At 68.4% G+C, this 25,553-nt stretch carries 21 protein-coding genes; 8 read left to right on the forward strand and 13 right to left on the reverse strand.

Annotation, left to right across the window (positions count from 1 at the left end; translation table 11 throughout):
* Positions 1-253: 253 nt before the first annotated feature.
* The 3 genes from PUT80_RS28730 to lysX form a co-directional block, all read right to left on the reverse strand.
* On the reverse strand, positions 254-835 hold the full coding sequence (locus PUT80_RS28730) for a DinB family protein (protein WP_238608462.1): 582 nt from the start codon (positions 833-835) through the stop codon (positions 254-256).
* Between the two features lie 7 nt (positions 836-842).
* On the reverse strand, positions 843-1,436 hold the full coding sequence (locus tag PUT80_RS28735; protein WP_037815718.1) for a hypothetical protein: 594 nt from the start codon (positions 1,434-1,436) through the stop codon (positions 843-845).
* Positions 1,437-1,975: 539 nt separating this feature from the next.
* Positions 1,976-5,296, reverse strand: coding sequence for a bifunctional lysylphosphatidylglycerol synthetase/lysine--tRNA ligase LysX (gene lysX, locus PUT80_RS28740; protein WP_238608463.1), 3,321 nt, complete (start codon positions 5,294-5,296; stop codon positions 1,976-1,978).
* Positions 5,297-5,592: 296 nt separating this feature from the next.
* Here lysX and panB point away from each other — a divergent pair, with 296 nt between their 5' ends.
* Positions 5,593-6,483, forward strand: coding sequence for a 3-methyl-2-oxobutanoate hydroxymethyltransferase (gene panB / locus PUT80_RS28745; RefSeq protein ID WP_275294079.1), 891 nt, complete (start codon positions 5,593-5,595; stop codon positions 6,481-6,483).
* 32 nt (positions 6,484-6,515) lie between these two features.
* Here the strand turns inward: panB and PUT80_RS28750 are convergent, their stop codons facing one another.
* Positions 6,516-7,454, reverse strand: a complete 939-nt coding sequence (locus PUT80_RS28750; RefSeq protein ID WP_275294080.1) for a cytochrome c oxidase assembly protein — start codon at positions 7,452-7,454, stop codon at positions 6,516-6,518.
* A 16-nt stretch (positions 7,455-7,470) separates the two neighbouring features.
* A complete protein-coding gene (locus PUT80_RS28755) occupies positions 7,471-8,427 on the reverse strand; it encodes an undecaprenyl-diphosphate phosphatase (protein WP_037815722.1) in 957 nt (318 codons plus the stop codon).
* A 234-nt stretch (positions 8,428-8,661) separates the two neighbouring features.
* On the opposite strand from PUT80_RS28755, the gene PUT80_RS28760 reads away from it, so the two are divergent.
* Entirely contained in the window at positions 8,662-9,636 is a 975-nt protein-coding gene (locus tag PUT80_RS28760; RefSeq protein WP_275294081.1) for a right-handed parallel beta-helix repeat-containing protein, read from the forward strand.
* Between the two features lie 96 nt (positions 9,637-9,732).
* On the forward strand, positions 9,733-10,671 hold the full coding sequence (gene pip, locus PUT80_RS28765; RefSeq protein ID WP_037815726.1) for a prolyl aminopeptidase: 939 nt from the start codon (positions 9,733-9,735) through the stop codon (positions 10,669-10,671).
* A gap of 58 nt (positions 10,672-10,729) precedes the next feature.
* On the opposite strand, the gene PUT80_RS28770 is transcribed toward pip, so the two are convergent.
* The 5 genes from PUT80_RS28770 to PUT80_RS28790 all read right to left on the reverse strand — a co-directional run bounded on the left by PUT80_RS28770 (position 10,730) and on the right by PUT80_RS28790 (position 16,315).
* Positions 10,730-11,539 carry an ABC transporter permease gene (locus PUT80_RS28770; RefSeq protein WP_037815728.1) on the reverse strand — a complete coding sequence of 270 codons (810 nt, stop codon included), beginning with the start codon at positions 11,537-11,539 and terminating at the stop codon, positions 10,730-10,732.
* Positions 11,540-11,548: 9 nt separating this feature from the next.
* Positions 11,549-12,430, reverse strand: a complete 882-nt coding sequence (locus PUT80_RS28775; protein ID WP_037815731.1) for an ABC transporter permease — start codon at positions 12,428-12,430, stop codon at positions 11,549-11,551.
* A 125-nt stretch (positions 12,431-12,555) separates the two neighbouring features.
* The gene (locus PUT80_RS28780) at positions 12,556-13,764 is read right to left on the reverse strand and encodes an ABC transporter substrate-binding protein (protein ID WP_275294082.1); all 1,209 of its coding nucleotides are present in this window, start codon (positions 13,762-13,764) and stop codon (positions 12,556-12,558) included.
* A 26-nt stretch (positions 13,765-13,790) separates the two neighbouring features.
* On the reverse strand, positions 13,791-14,867 hold the full coding sequence (locus tag PUT80_RS28785) for an ABC transporter ATP-binding protein (protein WP_037815734.1): 1,077 nt from the start codon (positions 14,865-14,867) through the stop codon (positions 13,791-13,793).
* Between the two features lie 32 nt (positions 14,868-14,899).
* Positions 14,900-16,315: a gamma-aminobutyraldehyde dehydrogenase gene (locus tag PUT80_RS28790; protein ID WP_275294083.1), complete on the reverse strand. Its 1,416-nt coding sequence runs from the start codon at positions 16,313-16,315 to the stop codon at positions 14,900-14,902.
* Between the two features lie 113 nt (positions 16,316-16,428).
* Here PUT80_RS28790 and PUT80_RS28795 point away from each other — a divergent pair, with 113 nt between their 5' ends.
* Positions 16,429-17,172 carry an FCD domain-containing protein gene (locus tag PUT80_RS28795; RefSeq protein ID WP_037815737.1) on the forward strand — a complete coding sequence of 248 codons (744 nt, stop codon included), beginning with the start codon at positions 16,429-16,431 and terminating at the stop codon, positions 17,170-17,172.
* A 32-nt stretch (positions 17,173-17,204) separates the two neighbouring features.
* Positions 17,205-17,945: a cache domain-containing protein gene (locus PUT80_RS28800; RefSeq protein WP_037816366.1), complete on the forward strand. Its 741-nt coding sequence runs from the start codon at positions 17,205-17,207 to the stop codon at positions 17,943-17,945.
* On the opposite strand, the gene PUT80_RS28805 is transcribed toward PUT80_RS28800, so the two are convergent.
* Complete coding sequence (locus PUT80_RS28805) at positions 17,935-19,353, reverse strand: PucR family transcriptional regulator (RefSeq protein ID WP_275294084.1); 1,419 nt, start codon at positions 19,351-19,353, stop codon at positions 17,935-17,937. The two genes, PUT80_RS28800 and PUT80_RS28805, sit on opposite strands and share 11 nt — an antisense overlap.
* A 139-nt stretch (positions 19,354-19,492) precedes the next feature.
* On the opposite strand from PUT80_RS28805, the gene gabT reads away from it, so the two are divergent.
* Positions 19,493-20,848, forward strand: a complete 1,356-nt coding sequence (gene gabT, locus PUT80_RS28810; RefSeq protein WP_043834904.1) for a 4-aminobutyrate--2-oxoglutarate transaminase — start codon at positions 19,493-19,495, stop codon at positions 20,846-20,848.
* The gene (locus tag PUT80_RS28815) at positions 20,845-22,272 is read left to right on the forward strand and encodes an aldehyde dehydrogenase family protein (protein ID WP_275294085.1); all 1,428 of its coding nucleotides are present in this window, start codon (positions 20,845-20,847) and stop codon (positions 22,270-22,272) included. Before gabT ends, PUT80_RS28815 begins: the two co-directional genes overlap by 4 nt.
* Here PUT80_RS28815 and PUT80_RS28820 read toward each other — a convergent pair.
* Both PUT80_RS28820 and PUT80_RS28825 read right to left on the reverse strand, forming a co-directional pair.
* Positions 22,253-23,017, reverse strand: coding sequence for a helical backbone metal receptor (locus PUT80_RS28820; protein ID WP_275294086.1), 765 nt, complete (start codon positions 23,015-23,017; stop codon positions 22,253-22,255). The two genes, PUT80_RS28815 and PUT80_RS28820, sit on opposite strands and share 20 nt — an antisense overlap.
* Positions 23,014-24,420: an RNB domain-containing ribonuclease gene (locus PUT80_RS28825; protein WP_275294107.1), complete on the reverse strand. Its 1,407-nt coding sequence runs from the start codon at positions 24,418-24,420 to the stop codon at positions 23,014-23,016. Before PUT80_RS28825 ends, PUT80_RS28820 begins: the two co-directional genes overlap by 4 nt.
* Before the next feature lie 125 nt (positions 24,421-24,545).
* Between PUT80_RS28825 and PUT80_RS28830 the strand changes: the two genes are divergently transcribed.
* A complete protein-coding gene (locus PUT80_RS28830; RefSeq protein WP_134733918.1) occupies positions 24,546-25,505 on the forward strand; it encodes an ATP-binding protein in 960 nt (319 codons plus the stop codon).
* The last annotated feature ends 48 nt before the right edge of the window (positions 25,506-25,553 follow it).

Consider the following 25,553-nt stretch of genomic DNA (forward strand, 5'->3'; position numbering starts at 1 on the left):
ACCCACCGGGAAACCCGACCCGCATCGCCCAACCCCAGCCATCGGAGCGAGCGCCTCGCCGACCGCCCAAGCCAACTCCCCCGACCGCGTCAGCCACCGGGAAACCCGACCCGCATCGCTCAAGCCCAACCACCGGAGTGACAACCTCGCGGAGCAACCAAGCCCTGTCCCTCCCGCAACCGAACCAGCCCCAACAGCCATCCGGAAAAGCTCGGCCCATCTCGATCAAGCCCAGCCCGCGCGGAAAGTCAGCTCATTCAGCCGGTTTCCAAGGCTTCAGCCAGTCCGTCTCCGGCCAGCCCTCGGCGGCGGCTTGCAAAGGCATGGCGGTGGCTCCGTCGATGGACTCGCGGACGATGTCGGCGTGGCCGGCGTGCCGGGCGGTTTCTTCGATCAGGTGCAGCAGCACCCAGCGGACGGACCAGGCAGACGCGTCGTCCGGGTACCAGGGGACGCCTTTCGGGATGGGGACTTCCTGGTTCAGGTCCGCGATCCCGGCGATGACCTCTTCGGTGCGGGCGGCGACCTGGTCGTAGGCGGCGATGACCGACTCCAGCGTTTCGTCCGGGCCCAGCCGGTAGTTCTCCTGGAAGGCCTCCACGGCTTCGGCGAAGGGTTTTGGCTCGATTTTCAGCACCAGGTCGATCCAGCCGCTTTCGGTGGACGACACGTGTTTCAGCAGGCCGCCTACGCTCAGCGCGCTCGCGCTGGGGACGGCGCGTGCCTGGTCGTCGGTCAAACCGTACGTGGCGACCTTCATTGCCTGACGCTGTTGTGCCAGGAAACCGAGCAGACCGCCGCGTTCGTCGGGGGTCGGGGAGAGCTTTCCAGCCATGGTGGCCTCACTTCCGGTGTCTGTTGCTCCGCAGCATCGCACCTGCCACCGACAATTTTCGGCCGCGGACCGGAACGGGAGTCTGGACGATGTACGCGCCGCCGATCACGACCTGCGCCGAGTGCACCACCAACTGAACCCTCGTGAACACGCCTTCCAGGTGCCCGGTCAGCTTCGACGCCACCACCAGCGCCCACGCGAGCAGCACGACTACCAGGCAACCCACCGCGCAGGCTCGCCAGCCGGACGGCCACCAGAAGACGAGGCTCAGCGCTCCGACCGCGACGGCGGCGCTCAGCAGGTTCGGGGTCACCGCCGTTTCCGGGACCCCGGCGTACACCATCAGCATGATTCCGAACGCGGACACCGAAACCGACGTCAGCCGTCCGCTCCAGTGTGCTGGCGCGAGTCGCATGAGGGCGGGGCCGGTGAGAAGAAAGGCGAGGCCGCCGATCGCCGTCGCTACCGGGAAGACCGGTTGCGCGCTGAACAGGTCCCAGACCGGCTGTTCGGTCGGCGACACCCCGGTCTGCATGAAGAACTCCAGCAGCCACGCGGAATATCCCGCCAAACCCAGTCCGAGCAGGACTATCGAAGCCACCCGCGCAGCATGCACTTGCCCACCCTAAGCGAATCTCTGCGACGAAGTGCCGGATGGTGTCACACCCGTGACTTACCGGAGGTTCCGGACACCATCCGCTACCACGAACTCACGCACCGAATCCCTGGTGGAGGTTACCGGATCCGAGTTGGCGGACTGCCAATACCTGCCTCGGGGACGGGCCGGGACTGACAGCGGACAGCCGGATGAGGGCGAAGCGGGCCGGTGCCGAGCGAGGCGCATCAAGGCTGGGCAGGCGAAGGATCAATGCCGAACGAAGTGCGGAGGGCCGGGCGGGCGAAGCGAGTCGAAGCCGAGCAAAGCGCATCGGGGCAGGCAGGCGAACGGGCCGAGGCCGAGCGAGGCGCGCCAGAGCCGGGCAGCAAAAGCAGGCCGAAGCTGAGCAAAGCGCATCGGCATCAGCCAGGCAGGCGAAGCCGAGGGAAGCGTATCGGCGCTAGGCAGACAAAGCAGGCGAAGCCAAGGGAAGCGCATCGGGGCCAAGCAGGCAAAAAGACAGCCAGCCCCGAACGCCAGCCTCACCCCTGCGGTCGGACGAACGGAAAAAGCACCGTCTGCCGAATAGACGTCCCGCTCAGCATCATCAGCAGCCGGTCCACTCCGAGGCCCAGACCACCGGTCGGGGGCATTCCGTGTTCCAGTGCCAGCAGGAAGTCCTCGTCCAACTCCATCGCCTCGACGTCCCCGCTCGCGGCGCGCAGTGACTGTGCCTCCAACCGGCGGCGCTGTTCTAGCGGGTCGGTCAGTTCCGTATAAGCGGTGCCGACTTCCGAGCCGAACGCGATCAGGTCCCAGCGTTCGGCCAGGAGCGGGTCGGTGCGGTGCTGGCGGGTCAGCGGGGAGACCTCGGTCGGGTAGTCCGTGTAGAAGGTCGGCAGGACCGTCGAGCCCTCGACCAAGTGCTCGTGTGCTTTCAGGACCAGGTCGCCTGCACCGGCTTCTTCCGGCACGGGGACTCCGGCGGCGGCGCACAGTTTTCGCAATGTCGCGACCGGCGTTTGCGAGTCGACTTCTTCGCCAAGGGCCTCCGACACGGCTTTGTGCACCGGGATCACCGGCCAGTCGCCGGAGATGTCGTGTTCGACGATGCGGCCGTCGGCGTCTGGGCGTCGCACGATCTGTGCGCCGTACGCGGCTTCGGCGGCGTACTGGATCAGGTCGCGCATCAGGTGGCGCATCGCGTTGTAGTCCGCGTACGCCTGGTACGCCTCCAGCATCGTGAATTCCGGGTTGTGGGTCGCGTCGACACCTTCGTTGCGGAAGTTCCGGTTCAGCTCGAAAACCCGCTCGACGCCGGCCACGCACAGGCGCTTCAGGTACAGCTCCGGGGCGATGCGCAGGTACATCCGCATGTCGTACGCGTTGATGTGCGTGACGAACGGCCGTGCGTTGGCGCCGCCGTGGATGGTTTGCAGCATGGGGGTTTCGACTTCGAGGAAGTCGCCCTGGTGCAGGCGTTCGCGGACGGCGCGGACGACTGTCGAGCGCAGGCGGAGCATGTTCGCGGAGTCGGGGTTGACCGCCAGGTCCAGGTAGCGCTGCCGGACGCGCGTCTCCGGGTCGGTGAGGCCCTTTCGCTTGTCCGGCAACGGGTGCAGGCACTTCGCGGTGACGGTCCATTCGTCCACCAGCACCGACAGTTCGCCGCGGCGGGAGGTGATGACCTCGCCGCTCACGCCGACGTGGTCGCCGAGGTCGACGCCGGTGCGCCAGCCGGTCAGGTCGAGGACCTTCGCGTCGAGCATCAGCTGCAGTTCGCCGGAGAAGTCCTTGATCCGCGCGAAACACAGGCCGCCGAGGGTGCGCAGGGCGAGCACCCGACCGGCTACCCGGACGCGTTTTCCGGTGTGGGAATCCGGTTCCAGTCCGGAAAACGCGTGCACGATGTCGCCGAGGTGGTCTTCGCGGGAGAAGCCGACCGGGTACGGGTCCACCCCGAGTTCCCGCAGTTTGTCCACTTTGGCCACTCGCACGCGGACCTGTTCCGGACGGCGTTTGGCGCGAGGCACGACCTGCGCCGCTTCCTCGTCGATCCGCCGGACCTGCGCGACGAAATCCTCGCCGACGTTCTCCAGCCGCAGCGACCGCGCGCGTCCGGTCGGCACGAAGCCCTCCAGCGCGCCCGCGACGATGCCGACTCGCGGGAGCCGTCGCGCCGACGAGTAGCAGAGGAACCGCGGTTCCCAATCCGGACCGTACTTGGCATTCGACCGGTACAGCGATTCCAGCTGGAAGAACCGCGACGCGACACCGAGCACCGCCCGCCACGCGCGCAGTACCGGGCCGGCGCCGATGCGCTCGCCTTCGGAGAACACCGCGCGGAACATCGCGAAGTTCAGCGAGATCCGCTGTGCGCCGATGTGCTGAGCGGCCGAGACGACCTCGGCGACCATGAACTCGTTGAGCCCGTTTTCGGCGTCCCGATCGCGGCGCATCAAGTCAAGAGAAAGGCCTCGGCGGCCCCAGGGAACGAACGACAGCAGGCCGCGCAGTTCGCCGTGCGCGTCGTACGCCTCGACCATCACGCTGCGGCCGTCGCTCGGGTCGCCGAGCCGGCCGAGCGCCATCGAGAAGCCGCGTTCGGTCTCGTCGACGCGCCACTGCTGCGCGCGGGCGAGCAGTTGCACCATCTCGTCTTCGGGGATTTCGCTGTGCCGCCGGACCTGCGAGGTGTACCCGGCGCGCTGGATCCGCTTCACCGCCTGTCGCACGGACTTCCGCTCAGGACCGGTAAGAGAGAACTCGCGGACGTCGAGGACCGCTTCGTCGCCGATCTGCAGCGCGCGCAGCCCCGCGGCGGCGTACACCTTCGCGCCCTTCTCGCTCGCGCCGAGCACGCCTGGCGTCCAGCCGTACGTACGCGCTTCGTGGAGCCACGCCTGCACCGCGTCCGGCCACGCGTCCGGGTCGCCGATCGGGTCCGCACTCGCCACGGTGGTCCCGGCGAGCACGCGGTACGTCACCGCGGCGCGGCCGTTGGGCGCGAACATGACGCTCTTGTCGCGGCGCGTTGCGAAGTAGCCGAGAGAGTCGTCCTCGCCGAATTCTCCCAGCAGACGGCGCAACTGCAGCTCTTCGTCGTCTGTCCGAATGCGACGGCTGCGTACGCCGCGGAAGAGCGTGTACAGCGCGGCTGTGGACACGAAGGTCGCGCCGAGGTCGAGAACCACGTCGATCCACGCCGGGCCTTCGCCGACGCCGATCCGGCGCAGTTGCAGGTTCTCGCCGGTGGCGTGGTTGACCACCCAGGCGAAGCGCTCCCACGCGTCGCCGAGACTGCCCGGGAACACCTCGGTGAGTGCCCAGCCGAGCACGATCACGCCGAGGAACCCGACGAACAGCACGGAAAGCCCGTTCCACCAGGCACCGGGGGCGAGCCGCGCGGGGAACGCCGGACGCAGCGACAGCAGGAAGACGATCAGCAGGATCGAGATCACGTCGGCGATGGCGAGCGCGCCGACCTGCGTCGGGATGTGGCGCATCTGCCGGGCGTTGAGGGTGAGCAGGTCGGGAGCCCACAGCAGCAGCGCCTGCAGGACCAGCGTGGTCACCAGGCCGGCGACCTGGAACAGCACGAGCACGTACAGCGCGGCCTTCTTGCGCCTGCGCAGCGCCGCGCCGAGCACGACGAGCAGCAGCACGATCACCAGGCTCGAACTGGTCGGCACGCTCACCACGCCGAACGCCATGTCGATGCCGTTCAGCAGGTGCCCGTGCCGTCCGCCAGCGAGCAGCAGCACGATCGAGAAAAGCGCTGCCAGCTGCACGACAGTGGCCACGAGGCCGCCGGCGCGGGCTTTCCAGCCGAGGCTGCGCGGACGGGTCACTGGGGTTCCCATTGGATCCTTCCTGTGCGGCGCAGCCGCTCCGTTGAGGGAGGTGGTGGGGCGGCAGCCGGGCTTTCTTGCGACGCGATCACCTTGCGGGACGCGCCGGACCTTCTCACCCACCGGGCGCAAATCGGCCCGATGCCTATCAAGACGTCACAGGAGGCAAAACGGTTGTCGCTACCCGGCCGTGTGAAGCTGGTCGCACGACCTTGGGGCCCTCCGGCGCGCGTGTCACGCTGTCTCCGGTACTGACTCCACGACCCGGGGACCTCTGCGAGGCCTCGAGGGAAGGACGGTCGACGACGATGTCTGCCCAGTCTGCCCAACCCGACGGCGCCGCCGGCGAGGTGGCCGCCCCTTACGGAACCGGCCCCGCGACCAGCGCGGGCCCGGGCAAACCGAGAAAAGTCCGGATTCATCATCTGCGCGAGCTGAAGGACCGCGGCGAACCGTGGCCGATGCTCACCGCTTACGACATGTATACCGCTGAGCTTTTCGACGAAGCAGGCATCCCCGTGCTGCTGGTCGGCGACTCCGCGGCAAACAACGTGTTCGGCTACGACACGTCGCTTCCGGTCACCGTCGACGAGCTGCTCCCGCTGGTCCGCTCGGTCACCCGGGCAGCGAAACGGGCGCTCGTGGTGGCCGACCTGCCGTTCGGCTCCTACCAGCTTTCCCCGGAGCAGGCGCTGGCCACCTCCGTCCGGTTCATGAAGGAGGGCCGCGCGCACGCGGTCAAGCTCGAAGGCGGGCACCGGTTCGCGGCGCACGTCGAAGCGCTCACCTCGGCCGGGATCCCGGTCATGGGCCACATCGGCTTCACCCCGCAGAGCGAGCACAACCTCGGCGGCTACCGGGTGCAAGGGCGCGGCGAGGCGGCGGAGAAGCTGCTCGCCGACGCGCTGGCGCTGCAGGAAGCCGGCGCGTTCGCGGTCGTGATGGAGATGGTGCCCGCCGAGGCTGCCAAGCGCGTCACGCACGAGCTGAAGATCCCGACGGTCGGCATCGGAGCCGGTCCGGACTGCGACGCCCAGGTGCTGGTGTGGCAGGACATGGCCGGGCTGCGCCGCGGCAAGGCACCGCGGTTCGTGAAGCGGTACGCCGACGTCGCCGGAGTGCTGCAGAGCGCCGCGACGGCGTTCGCCGAGGACGTCCGCCGCGGCGAGTTCCCCGCGGCTGAGCACGCGTTCCACTGAGCTGCCTCGTGAGTGCCGGTGCGAGCCGGCACTCACGAGCGGCGGAACCGTTCGGCGAGTTCCGGATCGTTCTCCCACCACAATCCCTTCGCCGGTGCCTCGCCTGCCGCTGCCTCCTCGTCCAATTTCCGGTCGAGCCGTTTCGCCCGTTTTTCGTCGTCGCGGGCCCACCTGATGAAGAGCGCGCCGACGAACGGCAGCCCGGCGACGTCGCCGCCGATCCACAGCACGCCCGCGCCGATGATCTGGTCCGTGCGCCGGTCCGGCCCCCAGTCACGGTGCACCGCGTCGTAGTGCGCCGGCGCGAGCAACGGACCGAGCCACAGCACGAGGCCGAGCGCGCCGTCGAACACCACTTCGGTAAACGAGATCCACACCGACACCAGGTGCGAGCCGTTGCGCGGCGTCGGGTCGAGCTGCACACGGCTGTAGAAGTACAGGAACCCGGCCAGTACGAGCGCTACGCGTACGAGGCCGCCGACGACCGCTGAGTCGAGCGAAAGCTCGTACAGCGGCGTCAGGTAGATGAGCAGGAACGGCGCGATCAGTACCACGGTGACGCACAGCGGGAAGGTGATGAACTGCGCGAAGCGGCCACGGCCGTGCGTACGCAACCACGTGGCGACCTTCGGCGGCGCGGTGCGCATCAGCAGCGTTACGGGCGCGCCTAGCGCGAGAAGCAGCGGCGTGACCATCAGGAGCACGGTGTTCTGCGTGGCGCGGACCCAGAACAGCGTCGTGTCGTACACGCCGAGGAACGAGCACGTGACGAGGACGAGCGTGGCCAGCCCGGCGAGGAACGCCGTGGTTCGCCCGGTGTTCCACTCCTGACGGCGAGCCGCGGCCACGTATCCGACGCCGAGCGCGAGCGCGACGAGCACGGCCGGGACGTCGAACGTCCAGGCCGTCAACAACGTCGATCCGCTCAGCGGTGGCAGGTCAGGCACGATTTCGATGCGTTCAGTGTGCACCCGGCGAAATTGCGCCTTACGCCGCCCCTGACACCGTGAAGAAGATCAGGCTGCCGATTCCGGCGACCGCGCAGTAGATGGCGAAGGGGGTCAAGGTGCGCGTTTCAAAGTATTTCGTCAGAAAACGGACAGAAATGTAGGACGCCGCGAACGCGACCACGCTGCCCACCAACGCCGGGCCGAGCGACGGCTGGTTCTCCGGCGTGAACAGCGACGGCATCTTCAGCGCGCCCGCGGCGAGGATCACCGGGGTCGCCAGCAGCCAGGCGAACCGGGCGGCGTCCTCGTGGTCGAGCCCGCGCCGCAGCCCGGCCACCATGGTGATGCCGGAGCGGCTGATTCCCGGCAGCAGAGCCAAAATCTGCGCCGAACCGATGAGCACGGCCTCTTTCACGCTCAGCTTGGACAACCGGAGGTCGGTGGCCTCGTCGACGGTCACCGCGCGCATCACCATCGTCTCCTCGGCGCTGAAGTCGATCGTCTCCTCCTCGCGCGCGACCCGTGCGACCTCCGGCTTCGGCTTCCGGGAGAACTTCTCCGCGGCGTAGAGCACGCCGCCGTTGAGCGCGAGGAAGATCGCCGAGGGCACCGGTTTGCCGAGGACGTCGCGCAGCAGGCTTTCCAGCAGCAACCCGGCGATCCCGACCGGGATCGTGGCGAGGATGAGCAGCCACGCGAGCCGCTGGTCGGCCGTGCGGACCTCGCGGTCGCGGACCGACGTCCACAGGCCGGTGACGATGCGCACCCAGTCGCGCCGGAAGAAGAGGATCAGCGCGATCGCGGTGGCGACGTGCATCGCCACCAGCACGGCGAGATACGGCGAATCCTTCCCGATGCTCAGGTCGCGTCCCCAGCTTCCGCCGACGAGCGCGGGCAACAGGACGCTGTGCCCGAGACTGGACACCGGAAACAATTCCGACACGCCTTGCAAAGCGCCGACGACAATGGACTCGAGGTAGCTGACCGCGGACATTCACGAAGCCTTTCTCGCCGCAGTTCGGGCATTCCGCGAAAAAGCTACCGGGGATCGGGTTAACTCCGAGCAAGCCGGGCGGGAACAGCAGCAGCCGACACTTTCCGGCCACGCTTTGTTCACCATGTTCACATCCATGAACATCAATCATGTACTTGACCAGTGTTCTCCCGATGTCTTAGCGTGAGCGCACGCCGCATCCGAAGTCATCGAGCCTCGACGAGGAGGGTTGGAATGCGCGTCCGCGACCGAGTTCTGGCAGCCACTGCCGGAGCCGCAGCACTGCTCGCACTCGCCACGCCCGCGGCGTCCGCCGGGACCGTCCCGGTCAAGAACTCCGCCGAGCTGAAGACGGCGCTGGCCTCGGCCAAGCCGGGCACCACGATCCAGCTGGCCGCGAACACCACCTACACCGGCAACTTCAAGGCCGCCGCCAGCGGCACCGCGAGCGGGCGCATCACGCTCACCGGCCCGCGCAGCGCGGTCGTGCAGGCGTCCGGCGGCCGCACCATCGAGCTGACCGGCAGCTACTGGACGCTGTCCGGGTTCACCGTCACCGGCGGCCAGAAGGGCGTGATGGCGCTCGGCGTCAACCACACGCTGGTCGACGGGCTCAAGGTGACCGGCATCGGCAACGAGGGCATCCACTTCCAGCACGGCAGCAGCGACAACGTCGTGCAGAACTCCGAAATCTCCGACACCGGCAAGGAAAACGGCGGGTTCGGCGAGGGCATCTACTTCGGTTCGGCCAAGAGCAACTGGCCGGACGGGCAGCCCGATCACAGCGACCGCAACAAGGCGATCGGCAACAAGATCGGGCCGAACGTGCGCGCGGAATCGATCGACGTCAAGGAAGGCACCACCGGCGGCGAACTGCGCGGCAACACCTTCGACGGCACCGGGCAGAGCGGCGAGAACTACGCCGACAGCTGGGTCGACGTGAAGGGCAACGGGTACCTGGTCACCGGCAACAAGGGCAGCAAGGTCTTCGTGCACGACGCGACCTACGGGTCGTTCGAGGTCCACGTGCAGCTCGACGGCTGGGGCAGGGACAACACCTTCTCGGACAACACCGCGGACGTGCAGGCGCCCTCGGCCTACGGTTTCTACGTGGTCAAGGCGGCCACCGGGAACAAGGTCTGCGCCAGCAACAAGGTGACGAACGCCGGGAAGGGCTTCGCGAACGTAGCCGCGACACCAGGCTGCTGACCGCGATCACAGACGGGGGCCCGCTCAGCCCGGCGGCGGGGGCGGGCCCCCACCCTGCTTTTGAGATGCCGGGAGCTTTCGGGAAGAGTGCCCGGTATGGACGAGCTCTACCCGCCGATCCCGGTGCGCGCCGACGGAATGCTGGACGTCGGCGACGGGCACCGGATCTACTGCCAGGAGGCCGGGAACCCGCAGGGGAAACCGGTGGTGGTGCTGCACGGCGGGCCCGGGAGCGGCATCGCCCCGATGACCCGGCGGCACTTCGACCCCGAGGCGTACCGCATCATCCTGTTCGACCAGCGCGGCGCCGGCCGCAGCACGCCCAACGCGGGCGACGACCTGTCGGCGAACACGTTGTGGCACTTGGTGTCCGACATGGAGCTGCTGCGCGAACGGCTGAACATCGAACGCTGGCAGCTGTTCGGCGGGTCGTGGGGCTCGACGCTTGCCCTGGCGTATGCGGAAACCCATCCGTCGCGGGTGTCCGAGATGGTGCTGCGCGGGATTTTCACCGTGCGGCAGCGGGAACTGGACTGGCTTTACCGCGGTGGCGCGGCGAATCTCTTCCCGGCGGAGTGGGACGCTTTCCTGGAGCCGCTGGACAATGTGGACGATCCGCTCGCCGGGTACGCGGAACTGCTCCACTCCCCCGACCGCGCGGTGCGTGAACGAGCCGCGATCGCTTGGAGCGTCTGGGAAGGCGCGACGGTGGCGTTGCTGCCGCAACAGTCCTTTGTGAACCAATACGCGAATCCGCAGTTCGCGCTGACGTTCGCTCGCCTTGCGGTGCACTACTTCCGACATGGCGCGTGGCTCGAAGAAGGCCAGCTGATCCGCGACGCGGGGAAGCTCGCCGGGATCCCGGGAGTGTTGGTGCAAGGCCGCTACGACGCGGTGTGCCCGCCCATCACGGCGTATCAGCTCCATCGCGCGTGGCCCGGCTCGACGCTGAAGCTCACCGAATCCGCGGGACACGCCGTCACCGACCCCGGCATCCTCGCCGCTCTCCGCGAGGCCACCGACAGCTTCCGGTAAAAGCGTGAAGGGGCTCCTTGCGGAATTCCCGCAAGGAGCCCTTCACGGACCTTCGGAGCTAGATCCGGCCGCCGCTGGAGCTGTCGCCTCCGGAAAGCCGCTGTGCCAGGTAGACCGGCACCGTCGAGACGATGATCAGCACCGCCGCGACCACGTTGACCACCGGGGCCTGGTTCGGCCGGAACAGGTTGTTGTAGATCCAGATCGGCAGCGTTTCCATGCCGGTGCCGAGGGTGAACGTCGTCACGATGATCTCGTCGAACGACAGCGCGAACGCGAGCAAACCGCCTGCCAGCAACGCGGATCGCAGCATCGGGAACGTCACCAGGCGGAACGTCGTCATGCCGTCCGCGCCGAGGTCCATGGACGCTTCTTCGAGATTCCCGCCCATCCGGCGCAACCGGGCGACGACGTTGTTGAACACCACGACGATGCAGAACGTGGCGTGCGCGACGATCGCCGTCATCAGCCCGAGGTCAAGGCCGAAGATCGTCCGGAACGCGTTGTTCAGCGCGATGCCGGTGACGATGCCGGGCAGCGCGATCGGCAGGATCACCAGCAGCGACAACGAGTTCCGGCCGAAGAACCGGTACTTCTGCAGCGCGAACGCGGCCATCGTGCCGAGCACCAAAGCGATCGCGGTCGCCGAGAGCCCGGCGATGACGCTGGTCCACAAGGCGTGCAGGGCGCCCTCGTTGGTGATCGCCCTGCCCCACCATTCCAGGGTGAAGCTCTTGGGCGGCCAGCCGAACGTGGTGTCGGCGTTCACCGAGTTCAGCAGGACCACCAGCAGCGGGAAATAGATCACCGCGAATCCGATGCCGAGCGCGGTCCACAACAGCACCCGGGCGGGTTTCGACATCCGCACGGCGGTCTCCTAGAGGTTGTCCAGCGCACCGGTGCGACGCACCGCGGCCAGGTAGACGAGCATGATGACGACCGGAACCGTCGCGACGGTCGCGGCGAACGGCAGGTTGTTGGCCGCGCCGATGTTGTCGTACACGACGTTGCCGAGCATCTGCGAGGTGCCGCCGACGATCTTCACCGCGATGTAGTCGCCGAGCGACAGCGAGAAGGTGAAGATCGAACCCGCGACGATCGCCGGGAACGTCAGCGGCAGGATCACCGAACGGAACGTGCGGAACGATTTCGCGCCGAGGTCGCCGGAAGCGTCCACCAGGGACGTCGGAAGCTTTTCCAGGCCCGCGTAGATCGGCAGGATCATGTACGGGAGCCAGAGGTAGGACAGCGTGATCACGGTCGCGGTGACGCCGTATCCCGGCCCGGACAGGCCGAGCGGGTCCAGCAGCCAGTTCAGCACCCCGTTGCCGGACAACAGGGTCCGCCACGCGTAGGCCTTCACCAGGTAGCTCGCCCACAGCGGCGTCATCACCATGATCACCAGCAGCCGCTGCGCCCGCGGCGACGCGAGCTTGGCCATGGCGAACGCCATCGGGAACGCGATCACCGCGTCGATCACGGTCACCAGCAGCGCGATGCCGACAGTGCGGAACGTGATCGTGCGATAAACAGAATCACTGAAAAGAGTGACAAAGTTGTCGAAGGACCAGTCGGTGACCACCTTGCCGGTGAAGACGTCGGTGGACCAGAAGGCCGTGATGAAGAGGGCGGCGAGCGCGCCGAGGTAGGCCAGGCCGAGCCAGAGCATCGGCGCGGTGAGGAGAAGTCCGAGGCGCAGCTGGGGTTTGCGGTGGAAGAAAGCCGAGATGCGGTGACTCGGCGGGCTCACGGCGGTCATGTCTTAGCGCTTTCGGGTGCGGAAGGGAGAAAAGCCGGGGGCTGCGGGAACATTGGGGAGGGCCCGCAACCCCCGGCGGGCTCGCGGACGCCGGCGCGGTGGGTACCGGCGTCCGCGAGGGTCGGTCAACCCTTGATCTCGGTCCAGGCCCGGGTCCAGTCGCCGTAGTCCTTGCACTTGACGTCCGTGCGGCCGTCGAGGCACTGCGGGATCGGCGTGGTCCAGTACTGGATCTTGGCGGCGTACGCGGCGTCGTTGGCGTGGTAGGTGTCGCACAGCGACTTGTCCTTGAACTCCGCACAGGCCTTGGAGTTCGCCGGGGCCTCACCGAAGTACTCGGCGACCTGGGCGTTCACCTTCGGGCTCGTGATGTAGTCCATCCACTTGTACGCACACGTCTTGTGCTGCGACTTCGCGGACACCATCCAGGTGTCCGACCAGCCGGTCGCACCCTCGCTCGGCACCGTGGCCGCGATCGGCGCGCCCTCGCTCTTCGCGAGGTTCACCGTCACCTGCCAGGCCGTGCCGATCACGCCGTCGCCGCTCTTGAGCGACTGCGTTTCCTTGAGGTAGTCCGACCAGTACTCCTCGACCAGCGGGCGCTGCTTCTTGAGCAGGTCCGTGGCGGCCTTGAACTGCTTGTCGTCCAGGGCGTACGGGTTCTTGATGCCGAGGTCGGGCTGGTGCGCCATCAGGTACAGCGCGGCGTCGGCGATGTAGATCGGCGAGTCGTAGGCGATGACCTTGCCCTTGAACTGCGACTTCTCGTCGAACATCGGCGACCACGACTTCGGCTCCGGCTGCACCTTGTCGGTGCGGTAGGCCAGGACGTTCGCGCCCCAGCCGTGCGGGATGCCGTAGGCGACGTTGTTGACGCTGTTCCACGGCTTGTTCTTGAGGAACGGGTAGATGTCGTTGTAGTTCGGCACGAGCGCGGTGTTGACCGGCTCGACGTCGCCCGAGGCGACCAGCCGCAGCGAGGCGTCGCCGGACGCGGAAACCACGTCGTACTGCCCGGTCTTCATCAGCGTCACGGCCTCGTCGGAGGTGCCGAACGGCTTGACGTTGACCTTGCATCCGGTCTGCTGCTCGAACGGCGTGACCCAGTTGACCTTCGGGTCGTTCGAGCCGTTTTCCGCGTAACCGGGCCACGCCAGCACGTTCAGCTGGCCTTCCGGCTGGCCGAGTTGCGTCAGCGCGTTCAGCTTCGGCGGCGTGAAGCCCTGTGCGCCCGGCGCCGACCCCGCTTTGGAGTCGGAGCCCGAGGTGCCGCAGGCAGCGAGCAGGAGGCTCACGCCGCACAGCCCTGCGAGCAGCGTCTTCCTGTTCTTCATAGCGAGAGAAACCTTCCCGTGAGGAACTAGCCGGCTTCGGGGACCCGGAAACTGTGTTCGCGGCGCCAGCGCAGGCGAACGCGACCGTCTGCGAACTCGGTCGGCTCGCTGGTGTTCTGGCGGACAACGGACAATTGGCCCCCGGCATCGAGCGCGACAGCGTAGCGCACTGTCGACCCGGCATAAACGACATCCGTCACCGAACCGGTCGCGGAGGTCTCGCCGGGGCCCGCCGGAGACGCGAGATCGCCGTCGATGCGGATCTTCTCCGGCCGGATGCTGTACACGCCCGGCCTGCCGATCACCGCCTCCGCGCTGCGCCCGCTGAGCAGGTTCGACGTGCCCACAAACCCTGCCACGAAAGCGGTTGCCGGGCGTTCGTACACCTCGACCGGAGTACCGACCTGTTCGATGCGGCCCGCGTTGAACACGGCGATCCGGTCGCTCATCGTGAGCGCCTCGTCCTGATCGTGGGTGACGAAGACGAAGGTGATGCCGACCTCGCGCTGGATCTGCTTGAGCTCGACCTGCATGGTCTGGCGCAGCTTGAGGTCAAGTGCGCCAAGGGGTTCGTCCAAAAGCAACACTTTCGGGCGATTCACTAGAGCGCGCGCAAGTGCTACGCGCTGCCGCTGTCCACCGGACATCTGCGACGGTTTGCGGTCGCCGTAGTCCTCCAGCCGCACCGTGCGCAGGGCTTCCTTCGCCCGGTCGCGGCGTTCGGCTTTCGCGACCCGCTTGACTTTCAGGCCGTACTCCACGTTCTGCTGCACCGTCATGTGCGGGAAGAGCGCGTAGTCCTGGAAAACCGTGTTCACGTCGCGGTCGAACGGAGCCAATTGGCTGACGTCCTTGCCTTCGAGTTCGATCGTGCCCGCGGTGGGCAGTTCGAACCCGGCGATCATCCGCAGCACGGTGGTCTTGCCGGAACCGGACGGGCCGAGCATCGAGAAGAACTCGCCGGGCGGGATGTCGAGGTCGACCCCGTCCACGGCGCGCACCTTGTCGAAGTGCTTTTCCAGTCCGGTGAGCCGGATCGCCGGCTGTCCGGTCTGCGGACGCCTTCCCGGCGGCCGGGTCTCGGCGGGGGCTTGATGGGGCATGACAGGCCTTCCGATGGATCTGGTCACGACGGCTACAGCGCACTCATCACGTGCTTGACGCGGGTGTAGTCCTCGAGGCCGTACAGCGAGAGGTCCTTGCCGTAGCCGGACCGCTTGAACCCGCCGTGCGGCATCTCGGCCACGAGCGGAATGTGCGTGTTGATCCACACGCAACCGAAGTCGAGTTTCGCCGAGAACTTCATGGCTCGCTGGTGGTCCTTGGTCCACACCGAGGAGGCGAGGCCGTAGGGAACCCCGTTGGCGTGCTTGAGCGCTTCGTCGTCCTCAGTGAACCGCTGGACCGTGATGACCGGGCCGAAGACCTCGTTCTGGATGATCTCGTCGTCTTGGCGGAGCCCGGAAACCACGGTGGCCTCGTAGAAGTAGCCCTCGTCGCCGGACCGCCGTCCTCCACAGTGGACAGTCGCGTGCTCCGGGAGCCGGTCGATGAAGCCGGAGACCTTTTCCAGCTGCGCCTCGTTGTTGAGCGGGCCGAAGGCGACGTCGTCGCCCGTGCCGGTCTTGTTCGCCTCGGCCTGGCGGGCGAGCGCGTTGACGAACGTGTCGTGCACGTCGTCGTGCACCAGCACGCGAGTCGCCGCCGTGCAGTCCTGGCCCGCGTTGAAATACCCGGCCGCGGCAATGGCTTCGGCGGCCGCTTCGAGGTCGGCGTCCGGGAACACGATCACCGGGGCCTTGCCGCCCAGCTCGAGGTGCACGCGCTTGACGTCGTGCGCCGCGGAACCGGCGACCTCGATGCCCGCTCGCACCGAGCCGGTGATCGACACCATCGCCGGAATGTCGTGCTCCACCAACGCCCGTCCGGTGTCACGGTCGCCGCAAATCACGTTGAACACGCCCGCGGGCAGGTGCTCGCCGCAGATCTCGGCGAGCAGCAGCGTCGAGGCGGGGGTGGTGTCGGACGGCTTGAGCACGATGGTGTTGCCCGCGGCGAGCGCGGGCGCGATCTTCCAGATCGCCATCATCAGCGGGTAGTTCCAAGGCGTCACCTGTGCGCAGACGCCGACCGGCTCGCGGCGGATGAACGACGTGTGACCCTCCATGTACTCGCCGGCCGAACGGCCTTCGAGCACGCGCGCGGCGCCGGCGAAGAAGCGCACCTGGTCGATGACCGCGGGCAGCTCCTCCTCCATGGTCAGCGCGAACGGCTTGCCGGTGTCCTGCGCTTCGACCCGGATGATCTCCTCGCCGCGCGCCTCGAGCGCGTCAGCGATCTTCAGCAGTGCGAGCTGCCGCTGCGCCGGGGTGGTCTCGCGCCAGCTTTCGAACGCTTCCGCAGCGACCTTCAGCGCGCGGTCCACGTCCTCGGCGCCGGCCACCGGCGCGGTGCAGTACGCACGGCCGGTAACCGGGTCGACGATTTCCGCGACCTTTCCGGACAGCGAGTCGACGTAGGTCCCGCCGATGTAGTGCTTCAACTCCTGCACGCGTGCGCCTCCTGACTCTCCGTGGCAGGATGAAACATATAACTCCATATTTCAAATGACAAGGCCCTGGGGCAGGATTGGCTCCAACGGATGCCGAGACGGGTGGACCAACGATGCGCAAGGAGATGTCGAACAGCGCACGACTGGCGATGTTCGCCCCGCTGGAACAGGTGGGGCGCGCGGAAGCGGTCGCCGCGCGGCTCTTCGACGCCATCACCCTCGGTCTCCTCGACGACGCCGAGCAGTTGCCGAGCGAGGCCGAACTCGCCGCGCAGTTCCGGGTCTCCACGGTCACCGTCCGCGAGGCGCTCGCGGTGCTGCGGCAGCAGGGTCTCGTCGAAACGCGGCGCGGACGCGGCGGCGGCAGCTTCGTGCGCACCCCGGACTGGCCCGCGCAGAGTTCGTGGGCCGAACGCCTGCGATTGGTCTCAATGGCTGAACTTCGCGACTTCGGCGACCACTACCTCGCCGTCGCGGGCTCGGCGGCGAAACTCGCCGCGGAACGCAGCACTCCCGAAGATCTCGAACGGCTGCGGCTCACCGCGGAAGACCTCCTCGGCGCGAGCGGCCCCGACGCGACCCGCGCGGAACGGCACTTCCACCTCGAAGTCGCCGCCGCCGCACAGTCCCCTCGGCTCACCAACCAGGAAGTTCAGCTGCAGAGCGAACACGGCGTATTGCTCTGGGCGCCCCTCGGCGACAAGGAAACCTGCCGCGGGTCTTACGCTGAGCACCAGGCGATCGTCTCGGCGATCGCCTCGGCCGACGGCGATCGGGCGCGCGCCTTGACCGAAGAGCACCTTCTCGGCGCGCTTGATCGGCTCGCAGATCTGCACCTGACCCTCGAAACGCCGTAAGCTCCGATGACCCGCATCACGAGGTGAGCATCGTGCCCGACACCCGCACGCTGACCGGCGAAGAGGTAGTGACCCAGGTTTCCTCCCTCGTCGAGGAGATTTTCGCGCGCCTGAAACCGGTTCTGGCCGCCGCCGAGACGCTGCTCGCCGAATCCGGCGAGCTGTCCGCCGATGCGCTGCACACGATTCGGCCGCAGGTCATCGAGGCGCTCGGCGGCCTCGTGGTCGGCGCGGGCTTCGTGAGCGCGCCGAATGTCCTTGCCGATCAAGAACTCGGCTTCGAATGGTGGACCTCCTGCCGCGCCGACGACGGGGCTCCGGAACAGCTGTTCATCAGCCTCGATCCGGAGAGCCCCAATTTTCTCGACTACACGCGGCAATCCTGGTTCACCGTCCCGCGCGACAGCGGGCGGCGGCATGTCAATGGGCCGTACGTGGACTATCTCTGCACCGACGAGTACACGCTCACCTTCACCATTCCCGTTACACGCGGTGAGGAATTCGCCGGAGTCGTTGGTGCGGACGTGTATGTGCGCGAGTTCGAGCGCACGGTGAGTCGCCGGCTGCGCGCGCTCGGCCGGACCGCCGCGTTGCTCAACGCGCAGGGCCGGGTGATCGTGTCGAACAGCGTGCGGAAGGCGACCGGGTCGCTGGTGCGCGAGATCGACGTGCCTGCCTGGTGGGCATCCGGCGCGGAACCGTATACCGCGCCGGGCGGGATGACGTTGCGGCGGTGCGGGGATTCCCCGATCACGCTGCTGGTCACGACCTGATCTGCAGCGCGAACCACAGTTCCGCGCGGACGCCCGGCGCGTCGAGGTCCCGGCCCAGCAACTCGGCGGCTTTGGTGACCCGGTTGCGCAAGGTGTGCCGGTGCACGCCGAGCTTCGTCGCGGCGAGGTCCCAGTGGCCGTGGTGCTCGAGCCAGCAGCGCAGCGACAGTTCCAGGTCGCCGCGGCCGGTCCGGTCGAACTCCCGTACCGGTGCGAGCAGCTGGTCGGAAAACGCTTGCGCGGCTTGCTGATCGATCAAGCCGAGCAATCCGGCCCCGGCGTGGTCGGCGTAGCGCAGCAGCGGCACGCGCTGGGTACGCGCTGCCTCGGCCGCTTCTTCCGCCTGCCTCAACGCGGTTGGGAAATCTCCTGTGGACAGTCCACTGTGGAAATCTCCGGTCTCCCCGACGATCGCGGTCACCTCGTCGTTCTCCGCCAGCACGATCAGCTTGTCTCCGCGATGCGCGGCGAACACCTGCCCGGCAAGGGTTTCCAGCCGTTCGTAAAGCGTGTTCCGGGCTGCCTTGCTCCCCTTTACCGCCAGCACCGTCCACGGCTCTGCCGGGAGATCCGGTACGACCTCGCGGGCGAGCTCGTCGTGTCCGGCGGCGAGCAGCTCCAGCACACCCGTGTGCAGCTGGGACAGTGAAAGCCGCTGTGCGCGATCCTGTTCCAAGGCAAGGGAAAGCAGCGAGACAGCTGTGTTGACGATGTGCTGTCCGGTGCTGTCCAACGGTTCCGCAGTACCGACCGCCAGCGCACCCCGTGTATGCAGAGTCTGGATGACGACCTCGTCGTCGCCATGAGACACCACGCGCGTGCCCGCGCGAAGACTGGTGACGTCCAGTTCGACGCCGCGCGCTTTGGCCGACGACGCCTCGCGCACGCGTCCGGCGGAGTCGTACAGCACGACCCAGCCGTCGATGAGCCGCGCGAGCCGACGCACCACTCCCCCGGCACCGCTGCGCCCGACCGCGGTACGGGTCAGTTCCTGCTGGGCGCGGCCGATCCGCACTGTCGCGGCGTATTCGTCAGCCGCAACCGATCGGGAGACCGCGCGCGTGATCGCGATGAACGGTGTCTTCCGCGGCACCTCCAGCACCGGCAACCCGACTTCGTCGGCGACCGCCACCAACGCGTCCGGCACCTTCGCGTGACTCAGCCCGACGCCGAAGCCGAGCCCGGCGACGTCCGCGTCGACCAGCCGCCGGATGTAGGGCGCGTACGTCGCGCTGTAGAGCGTCAGACCGGTCGTGAGCAGCAGTTCGCCGCCTTCGAGGAAGACCTGCGGGTCGGTCAGTTCGGTGGGGTGCACCCAGCCGATCGGGCGGTCCAGCCCCGCCTCACCCGCGACCACGCGCAGGCCGAGCGCGGGTTCGGCGGCCAATGCCCGCAGGGTGAGTGCCATAACGGCCAATTGTAGACGTCAAGTTGGACAGAACGGCCAGCTGACGGCGGACGGCGCAGGCCCCATCCTGAGGGCGACCCACCCGAAGCTCGTGAATGCCGGTCCTCCCCGGCACGCACGACCGCGACGTAGGAGCGCCGTGACCACCAGCACCGCCGCCGAGCCGCAGGCTCCGGCACCCCGGCAGCGCAGGCTGCAGACCGAGATCCCCGGGCCCGTCTCCCGCGCGCTGCAGGAGCGCCGCGCGAACGCGGTCGCCGCCGGGGTCGCGTCGACGCTGCCCGCCTACATCACCTCCGCCAGCGGCGGCCTGCTCACCGACGCCGACGGCAACGTGCTGATCGACTTCGGTTCCGGGATCGCGGTGACGAGCGTCGGGCATTCCGCGCCCGAGGTGGTCGACCGGGTGCGCGAGCAGGCGGCGCTGTTCACCCACACCTGTTTCATGGTGACCCCGTACGAGGGTTACGTGGAGGTGTGCGAGGCGCTGGCCGAGCTGACGCCTGGCGACCACGCGAAGAAGTCGGTGCTGTTCAACTCCGGCGCGGAAGCGGTCGAGAACGCGGTGAAGATCGCCCGCACCGCCACCGGTCGCCAGGCCGTCGTCGTGTTCGACCACGCCTACCACGGCCGCACCAACCTGACCATGGGCATGACCGCGAAATCGGTGCCCTACAAGCACGGTTTCGGGCCGTTCGCGCCCGAGGTGTACCGCGTGCCGGGCTCGTACCCGTACCGCGACGGGCTCGCCGGCCCGGAGGCCGCGCGGCAGGCGATCGACCGGATCGAGAAGCAGATCGGCGGCGACCAGGTCGCGGCCGTCGTGCTCGAACCGATCCAGGGCGAGGGCGGGTTCATCGAGCCGGCACCCGGTTTCCTGCCCGCGATTTCGTCGTGGTGCAAGGCAAACGGCGTCGTGTTCGTCGCCGACGAGGTGCAGACCGGTTTCTGCCGCACCGGCAACTGGTTCGCCTCGGAGCACGAGGACGTCGTCCCGGACCTGGTCTGCACGGCCAAGGGCATCGCGGGCGGCCTGCCGCTCGCCGCGGTGACCGGGCGCGCGGACCTGCTCGACGCGGTCGGCCCGGGCGGGCTCGGCGGCACCTACGGCGGCAACCCGATCGCGTGCGCCGCGGCGCTGGGCGCGATCGAGACCATGCGGGGCGAAGGCCTGACGGGTTCCGCGAAGCGCATCGAGGAACTGGTGCTGCCGCGGCTTCGGGCGCTGGCCGAGGAAACCGGCGTGATCGGCGACGTCCGCGGACGCGGCGCGATGCTGGCGGCCGAGTTCGTCAAGCCGGGCACGAACGAGCCCGACGCCGACCTCACCAAGCGCATCGCCGCCGCCTGCCACGCCCAAGGCGTCGTGGTACTGACCTGCGGCACGTACGGCAACGTCGTCCGGCTGCTTCCCCCGCTGTCCCTGTCCAACGAGTTGCTCGACGAAGGCCTCGCCGTTCTCGAGTACGCGATCGCCACGGAGGCCCGCAAGTGACTTTCCCGTTCTGGGTGGCCGGAAAGCCGGTAACCAGCAGCGAAACGACCGTCGTCCGGCATTCGTTCGACGGCTCCGAAGCCGGTTCGCACTACCTGCCCGGACCGTCCGAAGTGGAGACCGCGGTGCAGGCCGCGGCGGACGTCGCCGACGAGTACGCGACGCTGCCCGCGCACGTCCGCGCGGGCGCGCTCGACCACATCTCGCGGCGGCTTTCCGAGCGGACGGAGGAGATCGCGCAGCTGATCACCGCCGAATCGGGCAAGCCGCTGAAGTGGTCGCGCGGCGAGGTCGGCCGTGCGGTGTCGACGTTCCGCTGGGCGTCCGAGGAGGCCCGCCGGTTCTCCGGCGACCTGCAGCGCCTCGACACCGACCCGGGCGGCACCGGACGGCTCGCGCTCGTCCGGCGCGTGCCGCGCGGTCCGGTGCTGGGCATCACGCCGTTCAACTTCCCGCTGAACCTGGTGGCGCACAAGGTCGCCCCGGCGATCGCGGTCGGCGCGCCGATCGTGCTCAAGCCGGCCCCGGCGACGCCGCTGACCGCCCTGCTGCTCGGCGAAATCCTTGCCGAGACCGCTCTTCCGGCGGGCAGCTGGTCGATCCTGCCGCTGGGCAACGAGGCGACCGCCGAACTGGTCAAGGACCCGCGGCTGCCGGTCGTGTCGTTCACTGGTTCGGTGCCGGTCGGCTGGGCGATCCGCGACAGCGTGCCGCGCAAGCACGTCGCGCTGGAACTCGGCGGCAACGGCGCGGTGCTCGTCTGTCCGGATTGGACTGACCTGGACTTCGCCGCGCAGCGGATCGCGACGTTCGCCATGTACCAGGCGGGACAGTCGTGCATTTCGGTGCAGCGCGTGTACGCGCACACCGACGTTTACGACGAGTTGCAGAAGAAGGTGCTGGAGCAGGTCGCCGCGCTGCGCACCGGAAACCCGCGCGAGGATGGCGTCGACGTAGGCCCGCTGGTCAACGAAGCCGCCGCGTCGCGGGTCGAAACCTGGGTCACCGACGCGGTTGTCGCCGGTGCCAAGCTGCTGGCCGGCGGCGGCCGTTCGGGTGCGACGGTGGAGCCGACCGTGCTCTCCGAGGTCCCCGAGGACGTTTCGGTGATGGCGGACGAGGTGTTCGGCCCGGTGGTCTCGCTGGTCCGGGTGTCCTCTGTGGACGACGGCGTCGAGCGGATCAACGCGTCCCGCTTCGGTTTGCAGACCGGCGTGTTCACCCGCGACCTGCCGACCGCGTTCGACGTGTCGGCGCGGCTCAAGGTCGGCGGCGTGCTGGTCGGCGACGTGCCGAGCTTCCGAGCCGACCAGATGCCTTACGGCGGCGTGAAGGACTCCGGTGTCGGCCGGGAAGGCCCGGCGGCGGCGATGGCGGACTTCACCGAGGAGCGCGTGACTGTCCTTACCGGACTGACTCTCTGAGCGCCGCGTAGGCGTCCACGAGAGACGGTCCGTACCACGTGAGGTAGCGCCCGGAGATCAGTACCGGGCGCATCTCCGGGAAGAAGCCGGGGCCGTCGTCCTGGGTGAACTCGTACGGCTCGTCGGGCAGTACGACCAGGTCGGCCCCGGTCTTCTGGAGTTCTTCCAGCGCGGGCCGGGGATAGCGCTCGGAGTGTCCTGAGTAGACATTCTCGACCCCGACCCGGCGCAGCACGTCTCCGGCGAAGGTGTCGCGGCCCAGCACGATCCACGGCTTGCGCCACACCGGGATCACCGCGCGGTGGCGCAGCGGTGCCACTTCGCGCCACAGCTCGTCCGCGGTGTCGAGCCATTCCGGTTCGTCGATGCCGTACACCTGGCCGAAAATCCGCCGCAGCGATCCCAGCGCGGCGGGCACGGACTCCGCCGCGGCCATGACGAACACCGGGATCCCGTTGGCACGCAGGGTTTCCACGTCCTCCGGCCGGTTCTCCTCGGAGTTCGCCAGCACCAGATCCGGTTCGAGCGCCAGCACCCGGTCGAGCTTCGGGTACTTCGACCCGCCGACCCGTTCCACGTCCAGATCCGCCGGATGCGTGCAGTAGTCCGTCGCCCCGACCAGCCGCCCCGGCGCACTCACCTCGACCGCCTCGGTCAGCGACGGCACCAGCGACACCACGCGCCGCGGCGAGCCCTCGATCGGCACCGGCTCGCCCAGATCATCGACCAGTTCCGCGTTCCTCATACCCGTTCGAACGACACCTTCCGCTGCTCGACGTCCACTTCGGTCAGCCGCACCGCGATCCGCTCGCCCTCCGGGAACTTCTCGCCGGAGCACTTCGCCATCACCGGCGGGTTCTCGACCAGGATCTCCGCGCGCGTCTCGTCCGCGCGCAGCACCACCGCCATGAACTCGTGACCGACATGCTCTGCGAGTACCCACGCTTCGACCTGATCTATGCACGCGCGCTCGACCCGTGCAGCCAGACTGTCCGAAGCGGACATGTACGCCGGCACCTCGGACAACGCCTCACGCACCCAGTCAGGCACCTCGCGACCGGCCGTCACCGCCAAGCACACCTCGGTGCCGAAGCGGTCGACCAGCCGTCGAATCGGTGCCGTGACGTGCGCGTATGCCCCGCCGATCCCCGCGTGCGTCGTAACCGCGGGCAATTCCCCGGCGAAGGCCGTGTACCCCGCGCCGCGCAACAGCCGCGTGGTGTCCGCGTACAAGGCCATCGACGCGGGCTGCCCAGGGTCCAATGTGGACAGGAACTCGGACACCGTCAGCTCGACCGGCCAAGCCAGCCCGACCGCCGTCGCCGACCGGCGCAGCCATTCCACCGCGTCCGGCTCCGGGGACGGCAGCGTCCGCAGCACCCCGATCCCGGCGTCGATCATGATCCGCGCCGCGGCCATCCCGGTCAGCAAAGAGATTTCGGCATTCCACGCGTCGACGACCGTCCGCGGGCGGCGCGCGAGAATCCAGCCGCCGTCGACGTCGCCGCTGATTTCCTGCTCCGGCAACTGCAACTCGACCGCCCCGCGCCGCACCGCGAGGCTCCGCCGCAACCGGCCGAGCTCCGGCAGCGCCGCCACCGAGGGATGCGGCCGTCCCGCGTCCAGCGAGGCTTGCACGCCTTCGTAGTCCAGTTGCTCGGTCGACCGCACCAGCGCCCGCCGGACCCGGGTGGCGACGATTTCGCCGGCCTCGTCGACGTCGATCGTCCACAGCACCGCCGGCCGCACCTCGCCCGGCAGCAGGCTGGCCGCGCCCTCGGACAGCACCGGCGGGTGCAGCGGGACGTTGCCGTCCGGGAGATACAGCGTCTGCCCGCGCCGCCGCGCCTCGTGATCGAGCGCCCCGCCCGGCGGGACGAACGCCGCCAGGTCCGCGATCGCGTACTGCACCCGGAAGCCGCTGCCGCGCCGCTCGATCACCATCGCCTGGTCGAGGTCCTTGGACCCGGGCGGATCGATCGTGACGAACGGCAGGTCGGTGGCGTCCTCGCGGCCGCCCGCCGACGCGAGCGGATCGAGCACCGCCGTTTCGGCCTCCGCGAGCACCGCGGGCCCGAACGACTCCGGCAGCGCGAACTCCGTCCGGAGACGACCGAAGTCCCCTCCCGACGCTGGTGTCCTCAGCACGAGTGGCGGCACGGTCCAACACTATCCCGCCGAACCGCCGGTGATCGCCCGTTCGGGCGCGGGCCGGTCGGGTGTAGCCTGCCTGGCATTGATAATCGTCTTCATTTTCAGAAGGGGCCGGATCGGTGAAGATCGCGTTCGTCGGCAAGGGCGGCAGCGGGAAAACCACGCTCTCGTCGCTGTTCGTCTCTTATGTGGCCGCTGCGGGCAAACCGGTGCTGGCGATCGACGCCGACATCAACCAGCACCTGGCGGTGGCCCTCGGCGCGACCGAGGAACAGGCGCTGGCGTGGCCGACGCTCGGCGACAACATGCCGCTGATCAAGGAGTACCTGCGCGGCGACAACCCGCGGATCCCGTCGGCCGACGCGATGATCAAAACCACCCCGCCCGGCCGCGGCTCGCGACTCGTGCGGCCGTTCGAGGACAACCCGATCTTCGACGCCTGCTTCCGCCCGCTCGGCGGCGTCCGGCTGGGCGTCACCGGCCAGTTCGACGAGGACGACCTCGGCGTGGCCTGCTACCACTCGAAGGTCGGCGCGGCCGAACTGCTGCTGAACCACCTGGTCGACGGCACGGACGAGTACGTCGTGATGGACATGACCGCCGGGGCCGACGCGTTCGCCTCGGGTCTGTTCACGCGCTTCGACGTGACGTTCCTGGTGTGCGAACCGACCCTGCGCAGCGTCGGCGTTTACCGTCAGTACGCGGATCACGCGCGGGACTTCGGGGTTCACCTGGTCGCGATCGGGAACAAGGTCACCGACGGCGACGACGTGGACTTCCTGACCGAGCAGCTGGGTTCGGCGTTGCTAGGCTGGATGACGACGTCCGGCCACGTCCGGGCCGCCGAACGCGGCACGACCCGGCCGATCGGCGAACTGGAACCGCGCAACCTGGCGACGCTGGCCGCGATGCAGGACCTGGTGGACACGACACCGCGCGACTGGGCGCGGTACCAGCGCCAGGGCGTGGAGTTCCACCTGCGGAACGCGCGGGCCTGGGGGAACGGACGCGCGGGAACGGATCTGACGGAGCAGGTGGATCCGGAATTCGTACTGGATCCGGCCTTGGTGATGGGATAACCGCACACCTCGCCGAATCCGCCACCGGGACCGGAGCCGCGCCGCCAT

The organism is Amycolatopsis sp. La24, assembly GCF_029087445.1.
GTDB classification, from domain to species: Bacteria; Actinomycetota; Actinomycetes; order Mycobacteriales; family Pseudonocardiaceae; genus Amycolatopsis; species Amycolatopsis nivea.